At 59.4% G+C, this 17,408-nt stretch carries 18 protein-coding genes; 12 read left to right on the top strand and 6 right to left on the bottom strand.

Annotated elements, in window-relative coordinates; all coding sequences use genetic code 11:
• The first annotated feature begins 10 nt into the window (after window positions 1-10).
• From ACIONG_RS04085 to ACIONG_RS04070, 4 genes are all read left to right on the top strand, one after another.
• Complete coding sequence (locus ACIONG_RS04085) at window positions 11-496, top strand: flavin reductase family protein (protein WP_401296910.1); 486 nt, start codon at window positions 11-13, stop codon at window positions 494-496.
• A gap of 131 nt (window positions 497-627) precedes the next feature.
• Window positions 628-1,017, top strand: coding sequence for a carboxymuconolactone decarboxylase family protein (locus ACIONG_RS04080; RefSeq protein ID WP_315447727.1), 390 nt, complete (start codon window positions 628-630; stop codon window positions 1,015-1,017).
• 58 nt (window positions 1,018-1,075) lie between these two features.
• Entirely contained in the window at window positions 1,076-1,828 is a 753-nt protein-coding gene (locus ACIONG_RS04075) for a GntR family transcriptional regulator (RefSeq protein ID WP_103305749.1), read from the top strand.
• A gap of 1 nt (window position 1,829) precedes the next feature.
• On the top strand, window positions 1,830-2,393 hold the full coding sequence (locus ACIONG_RS04070) for an NUDIX hydrolase (RefSeq protein WP_103305748.1): 564 nt from the start codon (window positions 1,830-1,832) through the stop codon (window positions 2,391-2,393).
• Between the two features lie 162 nt (window positions 2,394-2,555).
• Here ACIONG_RS04070 and ACIONG_RS04065 read toward each other — a convergent pair whose 3' ends face one another.
• A complete protein-coding gene (locus tag ACIONG_RS04065; protein WP_103305747.1) occupies window positions 2,556-2,852 on the bottom strand; it encodes a DUF1330 domain-containing protein in 297 nt (98 codons plus the stop codon).
• 68 nt (window positions 2,853-2,920) lie between these two features.
• Between ACIONG_RS04065 and ribBA the strand changes: the two genes are divergently transcribed.
• The 5 genes from ribBA to ACIONG_RS04040 all read left to right on the top strand — a co-directional run bounded on the left by ribBA (window position 2,921) and on the right by ACIONG_RS04040 (window position 8,307).
• Window positions 2,921-4,030, top strand: coding sequence for a bifunctional 3,4-dihydroxy-2-butanone-4-phosphate synthase/GTP cyclohydrolase II (ribBA, locus tag ACIONG_RS04060; protein ID WP_212809233.1), 1,110 nt, complete (start codon window positions 2,921-2,923; stop codon window positions 4,028-4,030).
• Between the two features lie 319 nt (window positions 4,031-4,349).
• Entirely contained in the window at window positions 4,350-5,375 is a 1,026-nt protein-coding gene (locus tag ACIONG_RS04055; RefSeq protein WP_401296906.1) for an ABC transporter substrate-binding protein, read from the top strand.
• Entirely contained in the window at window positions 5,372-6,319 is a 948-nt protein-coding gene (locus tag ACIONG_RS04050; protein ID WP_177431443.1) for an ABC transporter permease, read from the top strand. Before ACIONG_RS04055 ends, ACIONG_RS04050 begins: the two co-directional genes overlap by 4 nt.
• Window positions 6,320-6,325: 6 nt before the next feature.
• On the top strand, window positions 6,326-7,135 hold the full coding sequence (locus tag ACIONG_RS04045) for an ABC transporter permease (protein ID WP_007918021.1): 810 nt from the start codon (window positions 6,326-6,328) through the stop codon (window positions 7,133-7,135).
• 17 nt (window positions 7,136-7,152) lie between these two features.
• A complete protein-coding gene (locus tag ACIONG_RS04040) occupies window positions 7,153-8,307 on the top strand; it encodes an ABC transporter ATP-binding protein (RefSeq protein WP_401296904.1) in 1,155 nt (384 codons plus the stop codon).
• Between the two features lie 172 nt (window positions 8,308-8,479).
• Here the strand turns inward: ACIONG_RS04040 and map are convergent, their stop codons facing one another.
• Window positions 8,480-9,271, bottom strand: a complete 792-nt coding sequence (map, locus tag ACIONG_RS04035) for a type I methionyl aminopeptidase (protein ID WP_401296902.1) — start codon at window positions 9,269-9,271, stop codon at window positions 8,480-8,482.
• Window positions 9,268-9,495 (bottom strand): ParD-like family protein, encoded by a 228-nt coding sequence (locus ACIONG_RS04030; protein WP_262139874.1) that lies wholly within the window; start codon window positions 9,493-9,495, stop codon window positions 9,268-9,270. The genes map and ACIONG_RS04030 overlap by 4 nt, the downstream gene beginning before the upstream one ends.
• Window positions 9,496-9,803: 308 nt before the next feature.
• Here ACIONG_RS04030 and ACIONG_RS04025 point away from each other — a divergent pair, with 308 nt between their 5' ends.
• On the top strand, window positions 9,804-10,739 hold the full coding sequence (locus ACIONG_RS04025; RefSeq protein WP_401296900.1) for a Ppx/GppA family phosphatase: 936 nt from the start codon (window positions 9,804-9,806) through the stop codon (window positions 10,737-10,739).
• A 123-nt stretch (window positions 10,740-10,862) separates the two neighbouring features.
• Here the strand turns inward: ACIONG_RS04025 and ACIONG_RS04020 are convergent, their stop codons facing one another.
• From ACIONG_RS04020 to ACIONG_RS04010, 3 genes are read right to left on the bottom strand one after another with little or no spacing between them, the layout of a single operon-like run.
• The gene (locus ACIONG_RS04020) at window positions 10,863-12,572 is read right to left on the bottom strand and encodes an ATP-binding cassette domain-containing protein (protein ID WP_401296898.1); all 1,710 of its coding nucleotides are present in this window, start codon (window positions 12,570-12,572) and stop codon (window positions 10,863-10,865) included.
• A complete protein-coding gene (locus tag ACIONG_RS04015) occupies window positions 12,565-13,791 on the bottom strand; it encodes a YcaO-like family protein (RefSeq protein ID WP_401296896.1) in 1,227 nt (408 codons plus the stop codon). The genes ACIONG_RS04020 and ACIONG_RS04015 overlap by 8 nt, the downstream gene beginning before the upstream one ends.
• 48 nt (window positions 13,792-13,839) lie before the next feature.
• Complete coding sequence (locus ACIONG_RS04010; protein ID WP_212809241.1) at window positions 13,840-14,037, bottom strand: hypothetical protein; 198 nt, start codon at window positions 14,035-14,037, stop codon at window positions 13,840-13,842.
• A 234-nt stretch (window positions 14,038-14,271) separates the two neighbouring features.
• Here ACIONG_RS04010 and ACIONG_RS04005 point away from each other — a divergent pair, with 234 nt between their 5' ends.
• The gene (locus ACIONG_RS04005; RefSeq protein WP_103305740.1) at window positions 14,272-15,648 is read left to right on the top strand and encodes a cystathionine beta-synthase; all 1,377 of its coding nucleotides are present in this window, start codon (window positions 14,272-14,274) and stop codon (window positions 15,646-15,648) included.
• Complete coding sequence (locus ACIONG_RS04000) at window positions 15,645-16,817, top strand: cystathionine gamma-synthase (RefSeq protein ID WP_401296893.1); 1,173 nt, start codon at window positions 15,645-15,647, stop codon at window positions 16,815-16,817. The genes ACIONG_RS04005 and ACIONG_RS04000 overlap by 4 nt, the downstream gene beginning before the upstream one ends.
• Window positions 16,818-17,408: the final 591 nt, after the last annotated feature.

Below are 17,408 nucleotides of genomic sequence, written 5' to 3'. Positions count from 1 at the left end.
GTCCTGCGAAATGATCGAACCCGGCATTTACAAAGACGTGATGAGTTCGTTTCCGTCTGGCGTCACGGTGGTCACCACCCTCGACCCGGAAGGCGGCATCGTCGGCATCACCGCCAGCGCCTTCAGCGCGCTGTCGATTGATCCGGCGCTGGTGCTGTTCTGTCCCAACTACGCTTCCGACACCTATCCGGTTTTGCGCGACAGCAAGAAATTCGCGATCCATTTGCTGTCCGCCGACCAGACCGCCGAGGCCTACGCTTTCGCCGGTAAAGGCAAGGACAAGGCCAAGAACATCGAGTGGCATTTGAGCGAACTCGGCAACCCGATCCTCGCCAAGGCCACGGCGATCATCGAGTGTGAGCTGTGGCGGGAATACGACGGTGGTGATCACGCGATCATCGTGGGCGCGGTGAAGAACCTGATCCTGCCGGCGCAACCCGTGACGCCGATGATCTACCACAAAGGCAAGCTCGGGCCGTTGCCGACCCTTGGTTGAGAGAACAATGCAAAACCCTGTGGGAGCTGGCTTGCCAGCGATGAGGACTTAACATTCAACATCGATGTTGGCTGATAGTCCGCTATCGCTGGCAAGCCAGCTCCCACAGGGATTGAGGTGAGGCAAAGAATATGAATAACGAGAAGTACGAAAAAGGCCTGGAGATCCGCACCCAGGTACTCGGCGAAGCCTATGTGCAACGCTCAATAGAGAACGCCGACGACTTCACCCGTCCGCTACAGGAAATGGTCACTGAATACTGTTGGGGTCATGTCTGGGGCCGCGAAGGCTTGTCGCTCAAGGAGCGCAGCATGATCAACCTGGCGATGATCTCGGCGCTCAACCGTCCGCACGAACTCAAGCTGCATGTGCGCGGCGCCTTGCGTAACGGCCTTAGTCGTGAGCAAATACGCGAAATTCTGCTTCAGGTCGGCATTTATTGCGGCGTCCCGGCGGCCGTGGACAGTTTCCGGCTCGCCCGTGAAGCCTTCGCCGAAGCCGACGCCGAGGCCTCCAGTTAACCCCTCGGCTGTTTTGATGCCCGTCTGGCATGGACAGCCACAGTAAAGAGCGGACCCCATGAAACGCCAGCCACTCGACGACAGCTTCAAGGTCAATCGCAACCCCGTTACCCTGCGCGAAATCGTGCTGGATAAACTGCGTAGCGCGATCATGAATTTCCAGCTCATGCCGGGCGATCGTCTGGTGGAGCGCGATCTATGCGATCGCCTTGGCGTCAGCCGCACATCGGTGCGCGAAGCCTTGCGTCACCTTGAATCCGAAGGCCTGGTCGAGTTCGCCGATGCCAAAGGCCCGCGCGTGGCAATCATCACCCTCGCCGATGCCGTCGATATCTATGAGCTGCGCTGCGTGTTGGAAGGTTTGATCGTCCAGCTGTTCACGCTGCGCGCCAAGGCCAAGGACATCAAAGCCCTGGAAAAAGCCCTCGACGAGAACCGCAAGGCACTCAAGGACGGCGAACTGCAACAGGTGATCGACTCGGTCCAGGGTTTCTACGACGTGCTGTTGGAAGGTTCGGGCAATCATGTCGCGGCGACTCAGTTGCGTCAGTTGCAGGCTCGCATCAGCTACTTGCGCGCGACCTCGGTTTCCCAGGAAAACCGTCGCGGCGCGAGTAATCAGGAAATGGAAAAAATGGTCGCGGCGATCAAGAGCGGCGATCCGCTGGCGGCGCATCAGGCCTGTGTTGATCACGTTCGTGCTGCCGCTGCGGTGGCACTCGACTATCTCAAGCGCAAGCAGGAAGAGACCGGGGCTACCCCGCCAATCACCCTGCCGATTGCGCTGAAAGAACCTCGTATAGGTCACTGATATGTTCAGCCCGAGCTATTGCCCGAAATGCGGTGGCCCTGACCTCAGTCAGCAGGTACCGCCGGGCGATACGCACGAACGCCTGATGTGTCGCGGTTGCGGCTACATCCACTACGTCAATCCGAAGATCATTGCCGGCTGCATCATCGAGCAGGACGGCAAATACCTCTTGTGCCAACGGGCGATTCCCCCGCGCCCGGGCACCTGGACGCTGCCGGCCGGCTTCATGGAAAGCGGCGAGACCACCGAGCAGGCGGCGCTGCGTGAAGTCTGGGAAGAAAGCGGCGTGCGTGCGGAGATTCTCTCGCCCTATTCGATTTTCAGCGTGCCGAAGATCAGCGAGGTGTACATCATCTTCCGCGCCATTGCGCTGGAGATCACCGGGCAGTACGGGCCGGAAACGCTGGACTACAAGTTCTTTGCGCCTGAAGACATCCCGTGGGAACAGATCTATTACCCGGCGATCCGGCAGATTCTCGAGCGCTATATCGAGGAGCGCCAGGCTGGGGTTTACGGGATCTACATGGGCAATGACGATAGCGGCAAGATCCACTTTATCCGCTGAAGACCGCATTCCCCCCTGCCTGATCGTTCCCACGCTCCGCGTGGGAATGCAGCCCGGGACGCTCCGCGTCCCTTCAAAAGCCGAACGCGGAGCGTCCGAAGAGGCATTCGCACGCGGAGCGTGGGAACGATCATTGCGTGGGAACGATCACTTCCGCGGGGTTCAGAGTGGGGCGATGCCTTCGACGATGATGATTTCCGCCTTCGCCCATTCCTCGCGGTAACTTTTCGCCTCCTGGTACGCCGCCGATTGGTAGCACGCCACGGCTTTTTCGTAGCTTTCAAACTCGATCACCACACTGCGTTGCGGCGTCCTGCGCCCTTCCATCGCCTCGCTGCGCCCGCCTCTCGCGAGAAACTTCGCGCCGAACTCGGCGAAGGCCGCCGGCGCGCGCTGGGTGTATTGGCTGTAGTGATCGGCATCGGCGATATCCACGTGAGCAATCCAGTACGCCTTCATAGTGACCTCTTTGTTGATTTTGTATTATGGTATACCAATATATTTCCAACGAACCCTGAGAGTCCAGCATGGCCTTCAACAGCATCGAAGAAATCATCGAAGATTATCGTCTCGGCAAAATGGTCTTGCTGGTCGATGATGAAGATCGCGAAAACGAGGGCGACCTGCTGCTGGCCGCCGACTGCTGCACGCCCGAGGCGATCAGCTTCATGGCGCGTGAAGCGCGGGGGCTGATCTGCCTGACGCTGACTGACGAACATTGCCAGCGTTTGGGCCTTGAGCAAATGGTGCCGGCCAATGGGAGCGTGTTCAGCACAGCCTTCACGGTGTCGATTGAAGCGGCGGTTGGCGTCACCACCGGCATATCCGCCGCCGACCGCGCCTGCACGGTTGCCGCCGCCGTAGCCAAAGACGCTCGCGCCGAAGACCTGGTACAGCCGGGCCATATCTTTCCGTTGCGTGCCAAGGAAGGTGGCGTGCTGACCCGCGCTGGTCATACCGAAGCGGGTTGCGATTTAGCGCGTCTCGCCGGTTTCACACCGGCCTCGGTCATCGTTGAGGTGATGAACGACGACGGCACCATGGCCCGTCGCCCGGATCTGGAAGTGTTTGCACGCAAGCACGGGATCAAGATCGGCACCATCGCCGACCTGATCCACTATCGACTCAGCACCGAACACACCATCGAACGGATTGGCGAACGTGAGCTGCCGACGGTGCACGGCACGTTCCGCTTGATCACCTTTGAGGATCGCATCGAGGGCGGCGTGCATATGGCCATGGTCATGGGCGATCTGCGCCGCGAAGAGCCGACGCTGGTGCGCGTGCATGTGATTGATCCGCTGCGTGATCTGGTCGGTGCCGAGTACAGCGGGCCGAGCAACTGGACACTGTGGGCGGCGCTGCAACGGGTTGCCGCTGAAGGGCATGGGGTTGTGGTGGTATTGGCCAATCATGAGTCGTCGCAGGCGTTGCTTGAGCGCGTGCCGCAATTGACCCAACCGCCGCGGCAGTTCAGTCGCTCGCAATCGCGGATTTATTCCGAGGTGGGGACTGGGGCGCAGATTTTGCAGAATCTGGGGGTTGGCAAGCTGCGTCATCTCGGCCCACCGCTGAAGTATGCGGGGTTGACCGGGTATGACTTGGAAGTGGTCGAGAGCATCCCCTTCACCGAATAACCCACGACGAACAAAAATCCAAATGTAGGAGTGAGCCTGCTCGCGATAGCGGTGTGACATTCAGCAATGATGTTGACTGAAATACCGCTATCGCGAGCAGGCTCACTCCTACAGGGTTTTGCATTTCAAACTGATTCCTCTGAGCTTCCAAAAAACAGATTCGCCAGATAACCGGTAAGGCAAAGTGCTTGCACAAAGTTTGGAATACCATAATATGATATTCCATAGACCGGACACTCCAACGAACGTCCATCTACTGCTCCCGATAGGCGGGCAACAACGCAAGCCCGCTCAAAAACACAACAATGAGGGCGTAAAAATGGTGTTGAACAAAGCTGCAACCGCGATCTTTTTTGCGGGACTGCTCAGCGTCACCGGCCAGGCTGCAATGGCTGCCGACAGCGTGAATTTTGTCAGCTGGGGCGGAAGCACCCAGGATGCGCAGAAACAGGCCTGGGCCGATCCGTTCAGCAAGGCCAGCGGCATCACCGTGGTGCAGGACGGCCCGACCGACTACGGCAAACTCAAGGCCATGGTCGAAAGCGGCAACGTGCAGTGGGATGTGGTCGATGTCGAAGCCGATTTCGCCCTGCGTGCCGCCGCTGAAGGCCTGCTCGAACCCCTCGATTTCAAAGTGATTCAGCGCGACAAGATCGACCCGCGTTTCGTCAGCGATTACGGCGTCGGCTCGTTCTTCTTCTCCTTCGTCCTCGGCTACAACGAGGGCAAACTCGGCGCTGCCAAGCCGCAAGACTGGACGGCACTGTTCGACACCAAGACCTACCCCGGCAAACGCGCCCTGTACAAATGGCCAAGCCCCGGCGTGCTCGAACTGGCGCTGCTGGCCGACGGCGTCGCGGCCGACAAGCTCTACCCGCTGGATCTGGATCGCGCCTTCAAGAAACTCGACACCATCAAGAAAGACATCGTCTGGTGGGGCGGCGGCGCGCAGTCGCAGCAACTGCTGGCCTCTGGCGAAGCGAGCATGGGTCAGTTCTGGAACGGCCGCATTCACGCCCTGCAAGAAGACGGCGCGCCGGTTGGCGTGAGCTGGAAACAGAACCTGGTCATGGCCGACATTCTGGTGATTCCAAAAGGCTCGAAAAACAAGGACGCGGCGATGAAGTTTCTGGCCAATGCCAGCAGCGCCAAAGGCCAGGCCGACTTCTCCAACCTGACCGCCTACGCCCCGGTCAACCTCGACAGTGTGGAGCGTCTGGATTCGACGCTGGCCCCCAACCTGCCGACTGCCTACGCTAAGGATCAGATCACTCTTGATTTCGCGTACTGGGCCAAAAACGGCCAGGCCATCGCGACACGGTGGAACGAATGGCTGGTCAAATGAAAATGGCGGCCACCGCGTCCCGTCCCTCCACTGCCACCGGGAGCGCCGCGAGCGCTGCCGGCTCGGCCCACGGAAAACAGGCGGTTGCGATGCAGCAAGCCCCGTCCCTCAGACAACGCTGGCGCGGCGCCGGCAACCTCGCACCGGCGCTGCTGTTCATCGGCCTGTTCTTTCTCGCGCCGTTGATTGGCCTGCTGTTGCGCGGCGTGCTCGAACCGACCCCGGGCCTTGGCAACTACGAACAACTGTTCGCCAACTCGGCGTATGCACGGGTGCTGCTCAACACCTTTTCGGTGGCCGGGCTGGTGACGCTGTTCAGCCTGCTGCTGGGCTTTCCGCTGGCCTGGGCGATCACTCTGGTGCCGCGCGGCTGGGGTCGCTGGATTCTCAACATCGTTCTGCTGTCGATGTGGACCAGCCTGCTCGCCCGCACCTACTCATGGCTGGTGCTGCTGCAAGCGTCCGGGGTGATCAACAAGGCCCTGATGGCGATGGGCATCATCGATCAGCCGCTGGAAATGGTGCATAACCTCACCGGTGTGGTGATCGGCATGAGCTACATCATGATCCCGTTCATCGTGCTGCCGCTGCAGGCGACCATGCAGGCCATCGACCCGATGATTCTGCAGGCTGGTTCGATCTGTGGCGCCAGTCCGTGGACCAACTTCTTCCGGGTGTTCCTGCCGCTGTGCCGGCCGGGTCTGGCCTCCGGCGGCTTGATGGTGTTCGTGATGTCGCTCGGTTACTACGTCACCCCGGCACTGCTCGGCGGCGCGCAGAACATGATGCTGCCGGAGTTCATCATTCAGCAGGTGCAATCGTTCCTCAACTGGGGTCTGGCCAGTGCCGGCGCTGCGTTGCTGATCGCGATCACTTTGGTGCTGTTCTACTTCTACCTGAAGCTTCAGCCGGAATCCCCGGTTGGCGCCAGTAACGCGAGGTAAGCCGACATGCTCCTGACTCCCAATGCGATGAGCCGGCGCATGCGTTTCGGCCTCTACGCCACCACCGGGCTGATCGGTCTGTTCCTGCTGTTGCCGATCGTCTTCATCGTGCTGTTGTCGTTCGGCTCGTCGCAGTGGCTGGTGTTTCCGCCACCGGGCTGGACGCTGAAATGGTACGGCCAGTTCTTCTCCAACCCGGACTGGATGAACGCCGCAGCGGCCAGCCTCAAGGTCGCCGTGCTGACCACAATCTGCGCCGTGGCCCTCGGTTTGCCGACCGCTTTTGCTTTGGTGCGCGGGCGCTTTCCCGGCCGGGAAATGCTCTACGGCCTGTTCACCCTGCCGATGATCGTGCCACTGGTGATCATCGCCGTGGCGGTGTACGCGCTGTTCCTCAAGCTCGGTTACACCGGGACGATGTTCGCCTTCGTGGTCAGCCATGTGATCGTCGCGTTGCCGTTCACCATCATCTCGATCATCAACTCGCTGAAGCTGTTCGATCAGTCGATTGAAGACGCGGCAGTGATCTGCGGTGCCTCGCGTCTGCAAGCAGTGTTCAAGGTGACCTTCCCGGCGATTCGTCCGGGCATGGTCGCCGGCGCCCTCTTCGCCTTCCTCGTTTCGTGGGATGAAGTGGTGCTCAGCGTGATGATGGCCAGCCCGACCCTGCAAACCCTTCCCGTGAAAATGTGGACCACCCTGCGCCAGGACCTGACACCGGTGATCGCCGTCGCTTCGACGCTGCTGATCGGCTTGTCAGTGTTGGTCATGGTGATCGCCGCCGCGCTGCGCCGGCGCAACGAAATCAGCGCCTGAGCGCCCAGGAGTACGACATGAGTGCCGTGATCAAAGACGCATCCCAGCAGAACGACAAACCCCTGGTCAGCCTGCGCAACCTGAACAAGCATTACGGCGACTTTGCCGCCGTCGACAACATCTCGCTGGACATCAAGGACGGCGAGTTCCTGACCTTCCTCGGCTCCAGCGGCTCGGGCAAAAGCACCACGCTGTCGATGCTTGCCGGGTTCGAAACGCCGAGCAGCGGCGAGATACTCGTCAACGGCCAATCGCTGGTGAACGTGCCGCCGCACAAGCGCGACATCGGCATGGTGTTTCAGCGTTATTCGCTGTTCCCGCATCTGTCGGTGCGCGACAACATCGCGTTTCCCTTGGCAATTCGCAAACTTGCCGCAGCCGAACGTGACAAGCGTGTCGACGCGATGTTGAAACTGGTGCAACTTGAGCAGTTCGCCCATCGCCGCCCTTCGCAATTGTCTGGCGGCCAGCAACAGCGTGTCGCCATCGCCCGGGCGCTGGTTTACGAACCGCGCATTCTGCTGATGGACGAACCGCTCGGTGCGCTGGATAAAAAGCTGCGTGAAGACTTGCAGGACGAATTGCGCCAACTGCATCGTCGTCTGGGCATCACCATTGTTTACGTGACCCACGACCAGGAAGAAGCCATGCGCTTGTCGCAACGCATTGCAATTTTCAGTCACGGCAAGATTGTCGGTCTGGGCAGCGGATATGACCTTTATCAGAATCCGCCGAATGCCTTTGTCGCCTCGTTCCTCGGCAACTCGAACTTCCTCAAACTCAAGGCGCAGGGCAATGCAGCGGCGAGTTTTGAAGGGCAGTCGTTGTCGATTCGGCTGACGGCGGGATTGCACACCGATCAGGATGTATTGCTGATGGTGCGGCCGGAAAAAGCCTTGGCCTTGAGCGTGCCGCAGGCGATCAGCGAACCGCTGCCGTCGGGCTGGAACGAGGTGTCAGCGAAGGTCGTAGAAGTGTTGTTTCTCGGAGAAAGCCAGACTTGCAGCGTGGTGACTTCGGGCGGCACCTCGATGACGGTGAAGGCATTGTCAGCCGCTGGCATGCCGCTCAAGGCCGGGGATCCGGTGCGAGTGCGCTGGGCGACTGCCGACGCCTGCGTCTACACCGAGTGGACTGAAAGCGACCTCAACAAGGCTGCGGGTTCTCACTGAGCTTTACTGGCAACACACAACCCCTGTAGGAGTGAGCCTGCTCGCGATGACGGCGTGTCAGACGACAACGATGTTGACTGATAAACCGCTATCGCGAGCAGGCTCACTCCTACAGTTGAACTGCGTGTACCCCTCGGGTCATCACAGCGTCGGGCTGCGGTGGCCCTTTTTTTCAGACGATGGGCGCAAACCCTTCAATCTCATCCGGCCACGCCGTAAGAATTTCAAACCCGGTCTCAGTCACCGCGACCATATGCTCCCACTGCGCCGACAACGAGCCATCCTTGGTCAGCACGGTCCAGCCGTCCGGCATGTTCTTCACATGACGCTTGCCCGCGTTGAGCATCGGCTCAACGGTAAAAATCATCCCGGCCTTGAGCTTCATACCCTGATTGGGAAAACCGTAATGCAGAATCTGCGGCTCATCGTGATAGACCTTGCCGATGCCGTGGCCGCAGTACTCGCGCACTACGCTGAAGCCTTCCTTTTCCGCCAACGTCTGGATCGCGTGGCCGATATCACCGAGAGTCGCGCCCGGCTTGACCACGCGGATTCCCGCACACATCGCCTCGTAAGTGGTCTTGATCAGATGCTGCGCCTCAGGCGTTGCCTCGCCGACCACGTACATGCGACTGGTGTCGCCGAACCAGCCGTCCTTGATCACCGCGATGTCGAGGTTGACGATGTCACCATCCTTCAACGGCGTGCCCGAAGGGATGCCATGACAGACCACATCGTTGACCGAGGCGCAGACGGTTTTCGGAAAACCGTGATAACCGACGTTGGCCGGCACGGCTTTCTGCACGTTGACGATGTAGTCGTTGCACAGCCGATCCAGCTCATCGGTGGTGACGCCAGCCTTGACGTGCGGCACCAGCATTGCCAGTACTTCTGCAGCGAGTTTGCCAGCGGCACGCGATTGGGCTATATCGGCCGGGGTGTTGATCCTGATCTGGTTTCTCATGCGCTGACGGCTTCCTGAGTCAGTTGTTGCAGATCCAGCCCACCGTTCTGCTCGGCGCGGATCAGCAAGCGGCAAATGGCGCTGTGGTCGAGGTTGGGATGCAGCTCGGCGAGCATGCCGATGCGCATCCAGTGCTCGGCCTGCGCGTTGATCGAGCGGCTGAGAGCGTTACTGGAGACGCGCAGATTCTCGTGCATGTCCTCTGAAATCTTTACGATGCCCATATATGAATCCAATACGATGTGTATATGGATCGTATATTAGCCAAGCTCTATGAGAAATTGCAAACCAAGACCTGTGGCGGGTAATGGGGTGACAAATTTCAGGCAAAAAAAAGCTGCCGGAAATGGCAGCAAAAACTTCAAGAACACGCGATGTATTGAGCAAAGTGTAGGCGCCGGAAAATGACAGTGTCATGACAGCGGCAAATTCATTCAATCGCCCCTGTGTCGTCATCAGGATGTCATCAAGCCAAAGGCAGAATCCTCGCAAACCGTCTTGAGCCTTCGACGGATGCTTTGCAAGGACTCCCATGAAAGAAGACGCCTCGCTGTTCGCCGCCATCGACCTGGGCTCGAATGCATTTCGCATGATGATCGGCCAGTCGGTACGCAGTCGCAAAGGCCTGATGATTCAGGAAGTGAAAACCCTGCGCGAGCCGGTGCGTTTGTCCGAGGGCTTTGACGGAGGCGCACTGGATACGCTGGCGCTGGATCGAGGCTGGCAGGCGTTGGCGCGATTCGGCAAGAAACTGCGCGGGTTCGACCCGGGTCGAGTGCGGGCAGTGGCGACCAGCGCGGTGCGCGAGGCCGATAACGCGCCGCTGTTTCTGGCCAGTGCCGAGCGGCATCTGGGTTTTCGCATCGACGTCATTTCCGGGCATGAAGAGGCTCGGTTGGTCTACGCCGGCGTGGCGCACACGTTACCGGGCGTCGAAGACATGCGTCTGGTGGTCGACATCGGCGGCGGCTCCACCGAACTGATTCTCGGCCAGGGTTCGCAACCGCTACTGACCGAAAGCATCGCCGTCGGCAGCGGCACGTTAAGTACGCGATTCTTTCGCGGTGGCGCCATTTCTGCCGGCGCCCTGCAAGAAGCCGAACGCGTGGCCATCCTGCAATTCGAAAAAGTCGCCCGCCGCTATCGCGCTCAGGGCTGGCAGCAGACCATTGGCTCTTCGGGCACTGCGCGCATGCTCGCCAAAGTGCTGAAGGCCAATCGACTTAACGACTTCGCTCAGGACGGTATTACCTACGCTGGCCTGTTGCGTCTTTCCTTGCTGTTGCTGAAGGTCAGCAACGTCCAACAGTTGAAGCTCGCCGGTCTGCAACCTCATCGCCAGAGCATCCTGCCCGGCGGGCTGGTGTTGATGCTGGCGGCTTTCAAGGTGTTTGGCATCTCGCAGATGGTGCCCTCCGAGCCGGGATTGAGGCTGGGCGTGCTGCATGGGCTGATGAGCAATCACTGACAATTGCAGAACATCTGCCGAAAGGGCCGGCACATTCAACATCGAGGCTGCCTGACACTCCGCCTTCGGGAGCAAGCCCCCTCCCACACTGGATTTGTGCTGTTACTCCCCGTTGCACTGCCTTCAAAGCACTTCGGTCCTGATTCGGCTGATAACGTCCTGAACCCGTTCCGTCATTGCGATGCGCTGCCACGGGCCATCGGCAATCACCTCTCCACGTTCGAACACCAGCACCCGATCAAAGCGCGACAGCCCTTGCAGATCGTGGGTGACACAAATCAATGCGCGCGATGCGAGTCTTTCAAACAGTGCATTCCAGATGAGTGAGGCACCTTTTGCATCCACAGAGGCGGTGGGCTCGTCGAACAGGTTGAAGGTTCCAGGTTTCAACAATAATCGCAGCAGCGAGAGCTTTTTCGCCTCCCCCCCGGACAAGCTGCTGGCGTCTTCATTCACCACTTTTTCCTTATCCCCGAGGAACAGGTTCTCCAGGCCCAGCGCTGTGGCTTCCTGGCGAAAGCGTGCATGTCTGGGCGTGTAGAAAAACACCGCATCTTCCAGCGAGCCAGCCAGAAACCGTGGCAACTGGGGGCAATAGCGCAAAACGTTGAAATGTGTGCTTTCCGGCAGGTTGTCCAGCGGCGTGCTGTCCAGTCGAACAACGCCACCGGGCACTTTTCTGATTCCACTCAACACTTCGAGAAAAGTGGTTTTTCCCGAACCGCTGGCCCCGATCAGGGCCACCCGCTGATGGGCGAAAAACGTCAGTGGCTGCTGGATGTGCAACACCCGCTTGCCATTGCTTTCCCACTGTATGCCAGGAAAAACCAGTGTCTGGGGAGCGAACCCGACTACCTCGAGATGATCGGTTTGCTTGAAGTCCGGCAACAACAGCAACTCTTTGAGCCGCGCCTGATCCGCGGCGAACTGATCGGCGAAGCGATAGGTTTCACCGACATTGAACACGCCGTTGAAAAACATCCCGGACAACGAGAACAACGCCACGAACTCACCGACCGAGAGATTGGGTGTCAATGCTGCCTGATCGGTCATCCCGTAGAGAATCACCAGGCCGGTGGTCGCCGTCAGGAAAAAGGTTCTGGAGGCGTTGAGTATGGCCCCGGAAAACCCCACCCGGGTTGCAGCATCGGCGTAGCGCCGAAAGGTTGCGGCCAATGGCTGCAGTGCAGCGTGCTGCGCCACTTCCAGGCGAATCTGCTTGGTCGCCTGAATCGTATTGGCAAAAACGCCGCCCTGCTCGTCTTCGGCATCGTTGACTTCATCAATGTGCTTGCGTCGCCAGCGGATCAGCCGATGTGTCACCAACAGATAGGCCACTGACAGTGCAATAACCACCGCCAGGAACAGCACGTTGGCGATATAAACCAGCCAGACCGCTATCGCCACAAACTCGACCACCAACGGTAATACGGTTCCAAGGGCGTAACCCAGCATCTTTTCATTGGCCAGGATGCCGCGTTCTACCGACTTGAGCATTTTCCCCACGTTGACCGAGGAATAGAGGCCGAAGTCTTTTTTCATCAGCATGCCCATCCAGTGCATGGAGGCGTCATAGAGCGCCTGTTGGATGAAGCGCGTCAGCAGCAACCCCTGAACGGGCAGTAACAGCACGTTCAACAGCCCCAGCAAGACAAAACCCAGCAGGTAACCACTGGCACCGACGCCCTGAGCAGCACTGGAAAAACTGTCGACCACCCGACCGAGAATCAACGTGGGCATGACACCCGCGATTTTCGACAGCACCACAATCAACAAAACCAGGGCAAACGCTGAACGATGCGTCACCACCGCCTGTTTCATTTCCTTAAACATGGTTGGCTTCTTCCTTTGCGCCACGGCACTGCGCGGCGGCGAACAAGATACGCTGAGGGACGACGCGAAGACCGCTGCGCACCAGATTGAACCGTTCCAGCCCCGGGACGTAAACCTGAGTAACCACCACTCGATCGGAGAACACTTTGATCGGGCGAAAGTATGCCGCGAATCCATGTTCACGCAGTCGGCGCACGACCCAGGACAACTGTTGGGCAACACTCAAGCCCCCCGACGCATGCAACGAATCGAGCAGTGGAAACGGGCCAGCCAGCCAGTCCGCCAACTCAATCAAACGATGCAAGCCACGCCCGCTTAGCAGATGCGCCTTGACGCGTTCGTCCTCGCGCCGCGTGACATCGTCCTGAAGCTTCGACACCTGCAACAACTCGGTCACCGCCCGATAGACTGCCTGGGTCGGCGATATCGAGCAGCCGGAACCGATCAATGCCAGTCTGCCCTCATGGTATGCCTTGCTCAGTGCCATCGCGAACGGCATGCCTTTGTGTTCGCCAAAAAAAACCCGCGCACTGCTGACGAAGCCGAGCAGCTCCGCATTGTCCTGAAAGTGCGCCGCCAGCCAGTGTGGATGGACCTCGGCCAGATCCGGTCGGCGACCAGCGACCAGTTGCTCGTAGATCGAGGACAACCCGTCGCGCTCAATCACTTCATTGAGCCCGTAGAGGACGGATTCGCGCCAGCCGTAACCCGTGGCTACGCCCGAATTGGTGAAATATTTGAGTAAATGCGCATCGGGACCGGCGTTGCGTTGTTCGCCGCCGGCGCCCTCTTGCCCCAGGTACGCCAGCGACACCAGCGATGCCGGTACCAGGATGCAATGGTTACGCTGATTGATACGATAAAAACGCAGGCATTGAACCGAATCGTCCTGGTGGCTGCTATCGCCAAGACTCTGCAGATAGCCATCGTTGCGCGTCGCCTCCTGTGCCAGCAGTTGCCTGACCGGCACACGGCGCAAAGGTTCGACCTTGTGGGCAAAGCTGTAATGTTCCAGAGCCTCGGCCAATGCGCCGACCGTTCGCGCGCGGCCTTTCCCGGCACCGGCAGCGGCCACTCTTCCTCGTTCGTCTTTCAACTCCACGGCGGCAACATTGGCACCGGATTCGTAGTAATTGACGGACAATCCGGCTTCCTCGCTAATCACCCGCAAAAACGTTGCCACCCGCTCTTCACCCGCAGATTCGCGCTCGCTGAACATGGACATACCCCCGAATGGCCGGATGCACTTCATCCGGCCATCGCCTGTTTAGAGAGAAGGCCGGGTTACCGTACGCCGATCAAACTGTTGTTCCGGATCGAGCGCCTCCCTGTCTGCGAGGCGTGGCAACGCTTCGTCATTTTCTGCCAGAGGCGTAAAGAACGAGGCTTCGATTTCCAGGCAGATTCGTGCGGAGATTCCAGCCGCCGATCCTTCGCAGGTAATTTCTGTACGTTTGCTTCCCATCGTTGTACTTCCTCTAATCAATGAGTTTCGGGTTTCAGCGCGGATGTCCCGCGCTCTTCTCGTTGTGCGATTAGAGATCGGTTTTTATAGGATTTTTTAGTTCTATAGTTAGATCGAAATGGCAGTAATTCCGAGCGACAAAAGGTTGCGACAGATGATGTCTGAGCCTATGTTGCACGCGAGCTTATTCCCCGCGAATGGAACGCGATCAACACCACAAAAAAAGGTGAAGAAATGTCAAAGGATTCACGCCCTGCCGTACTTGGGCTGATCGGCAATACGCCGCTGGTACAAGTGACCCGCTTCGATACCGGCCTGTGCACACTGTTTCTCAAACTCGAATCGCAAAACCCCGGCGGTTCAATCAAGGATCGTATCGGTCTGGCAATGATCGATGCGGCTGAACGTGATGGTCGCCTCAAACCCGGCGGCACCATCGTCGAGGCCACTGCCGGCAACACCGGCCTGGGTCTGGCACTGGTCGGGCGCGCCAAAGGCTACCGCGTGGTGCTGGTGGTGCCGGACAAAATGTCCACGGAAAAAGTCCTGCACTTGAAAGCCATGGGCGCCGAGGTGCATATCACCCGCTCCGATGTCGGCAAGGGCCATCCCGAGTATTACCAGGACGTCGCCGCACGTTTGGCGAAAGACATTCCCGGCGCATTTTTCGCTGACCAGTTCAACAACCCGGCCAACCCGCTGGCCCATGAATGCAGTACCGCACCGGAGATCTGGGCGCAGACCGAACACGACCTGGATGCCATCGTCGTCGGCGTCGGTTCGGCCGGGACCCTGACCGGGCTGACCCGTTTCTTCAAGCGCGTGCAACCGGATCTGGAAATGGTTCTGGCCGACCCGGTCGGCTCGGTCATGGCGCAATACAGCCGTGACGGCTCGATGCTGACGCCTGGTTCGTGGGCGGTCGAAGGCATCGGCGAAGACTTCATTCCGTCGATCACCGATCTCTCCAGTGTGCGTCACGCCTATTCGATCAGCGATGAAGAAAGCTTCGATCACGCCCGCCAACTGCTCAAGGCCGAAGGTATTCTCGGCGGCTCGTCGACCGGCACTTTGCTCGCCGCTGCGCTGCGTTATTGCCGCGAACAGACCGAGCCGAAACGCGTCGTCAGCTTTGTCTGCGACACCGGCACTCGCTATTTGTCGAAGGTCTACAACGACCAGTGGATGACCGATCAGGGCCTGTTGCAACGCAAGGGTTATGGCGACTTGCGCGACCTGATTGCCCGTCGCTTCGAGGATGGCCGGGTGATCAGCGTCGGCCCCGACGACACCTTGTTGACCGCGTTCCAGCGCATGCGTCTGGCAGACGTTTCGCAACTGCCGGTGCTGGTTGAAGGCAAGGAGCTGGTTGGCGTTATCGATGAATCCGACATCCTGCTGGCCGTTCACGAAGACGCTGCACGCTTCAGCCAATCAGTTTCCAGCGTGATGACCGATAAACTGCAAACGCTGGCACCAGGCGCTACCCTTGCGGAACTGGAATCGGTGCTCAGCCGTGGCCTCGTGGCCATCGTCGCCGACGCGTCGGGCTTCCATGGCCTGATCACCCGCACCGACATGCTCAACCAATTACGGAGATCCCTCGCATGAGTCAGCACGACAAGAATTCCCAAGGCTTCGCGACCCGGGTGATCCACGCCGGGCAAGAGCCTGACCCGACCACCGGCGCGCTGATGCCGCCGATCTATGCCAACTCGACTTACCTGCAAGACAGCCCCGGTGTGCACAAAGGGTTCGACTACGGCCGCTCGCACAACCCGACGCGTTTTGCCCTTGAGCGTTGCGTGGCGGATCTGGAAGGTGGCACCCAGGCGTTTGCTTTCGCTTCCGGGCTGGCGACGATTTCCACCGTCCTCGAACTGATCGATGCCGGTTCGCACATCATCTCCGGCAACGACCTGTACGGCGGCACCTTCCGCCTGTTCGACAAGGTGCGCCAACGCAGCGCCGGGCATCGTTTCAGCTACGTCGACCTGACTGACCTGTCGGCGTTCGAAGCGGCGCTGCAGGACGACACGCGCCTGGTCATCGTCGAGTCGCCGACCAATCCGCTGCTGAGCCTGTCAGATCTGGCGGCCATCGCGCGGATCTGCCGCGCACGCGGGATCATCAGCGTGGCCGACAACACGTTTGCCAGCCCGTACATCCAGCGCCCGCTGGAGCTGGGTTTCGACATCGTGCTGCACTCGACCACCAAATACCTCAACGGTCACTCCGACGTCATTGGCGGTATTGCCGTGGTCGGGCAGAACGCCGAACTGGCCGAACGCCTGGGCTTTTTGCAGAACGCGGTCGGCGCTATTTCCGGGCCGTTCGATGCATTCCTGACCTTGCGCGGGGTGAAAACCCTGGCGCTGCGCATGGAGCGGCATTGCAGCAACGCACTGGATCTGGCGCAGTGGCTGGAGCAGCAGCCGCAGGTCAAACGCGTCTACTACCCGGGCCTCGCGTCGCATCCGCAGCATGAATTGGCCAAGCGGCAGATGCGCGGTTTCGGCGGGATGATTTCGGTGGATCTGAACACTGATCTGGCCGGCGCACGGCGTTTCCTGGAGAACGTGAAGATCTTCGCTCTGGCTGAAAGCCTCGGCGGTGTCGAGAGTCTGATCGAGCATCCGGCGATCATGACGCACGCGACCATTCCACCTGAAACCCGCGCCATACTGGGTATCGGCGATGGTTTGGTGCGGCTGTCGGTGGGCGTCGAAGACGTCGAAGACCTGCGCGCCGATCTGGCGCACGCGCTGACAAAAATCTGATCAGGCAAGAACGACAAAGCCCGCACGATGCGGGCTTTGGTTGTTTGAGCAGGCGGCCAGTGCTGGTCTCTGGCTTACAAGGTTTATCAGGCTTCTCACAGTACCGGGCGAAATTGAAAAAGTAGTGCCTCGGCTGCTTCACACGGCGTAAGGGCTGGATCTCAGCGCGGAGATCTTTCTAACCGTGTACCCTTCGGAACGCGCCCCACGTCCCCTTGCTATCCGTTTGCGCATCAGTCTGCGTCTTCGCCTACATTCTTGAGCCTAGCAAAAGGCCGGAGGTCCGGGCTGGCGTTTTTAGACCGATTTCCTTCTTGCCCCTGCCTGCAAGGAAGTGAAACGACTAATCGCTGATTGTCCCCTCGTCCCCCGGCAGGATGGGCAGTCGATGCCGATCCATACTGCTTCAGTCGCGTTTCCCAGTGTCATCGAAATCGTCGACACCCGTGCACTGAAGGGTGCACCCGTGCCAATTGCCAAACAGCTTGATCGCAGGCGCCTTCGCAGCGGACGGTGCTGATCGGGTTAAGGCCAACCGCCTCGCTTACTCCCGCGTAGGCGTCGGCTCTGATCGAGTCGCCTCGGCATTGA

It is taken from the genome of Pseudomonas sp. NPDC087817 (assembly GCF_044742875.1).
GTDB lineage: Bacteria > Pseudomonadota > Gammaproteobacteria > Pseudomonadales > Pseudomonadaceae > Aquipseudomonas.
The sequence above is the reverse complement of the archived record's forward strand: the minus strand, read 5'-3'. Positions and strand labels throughout refer to the sequence as shown.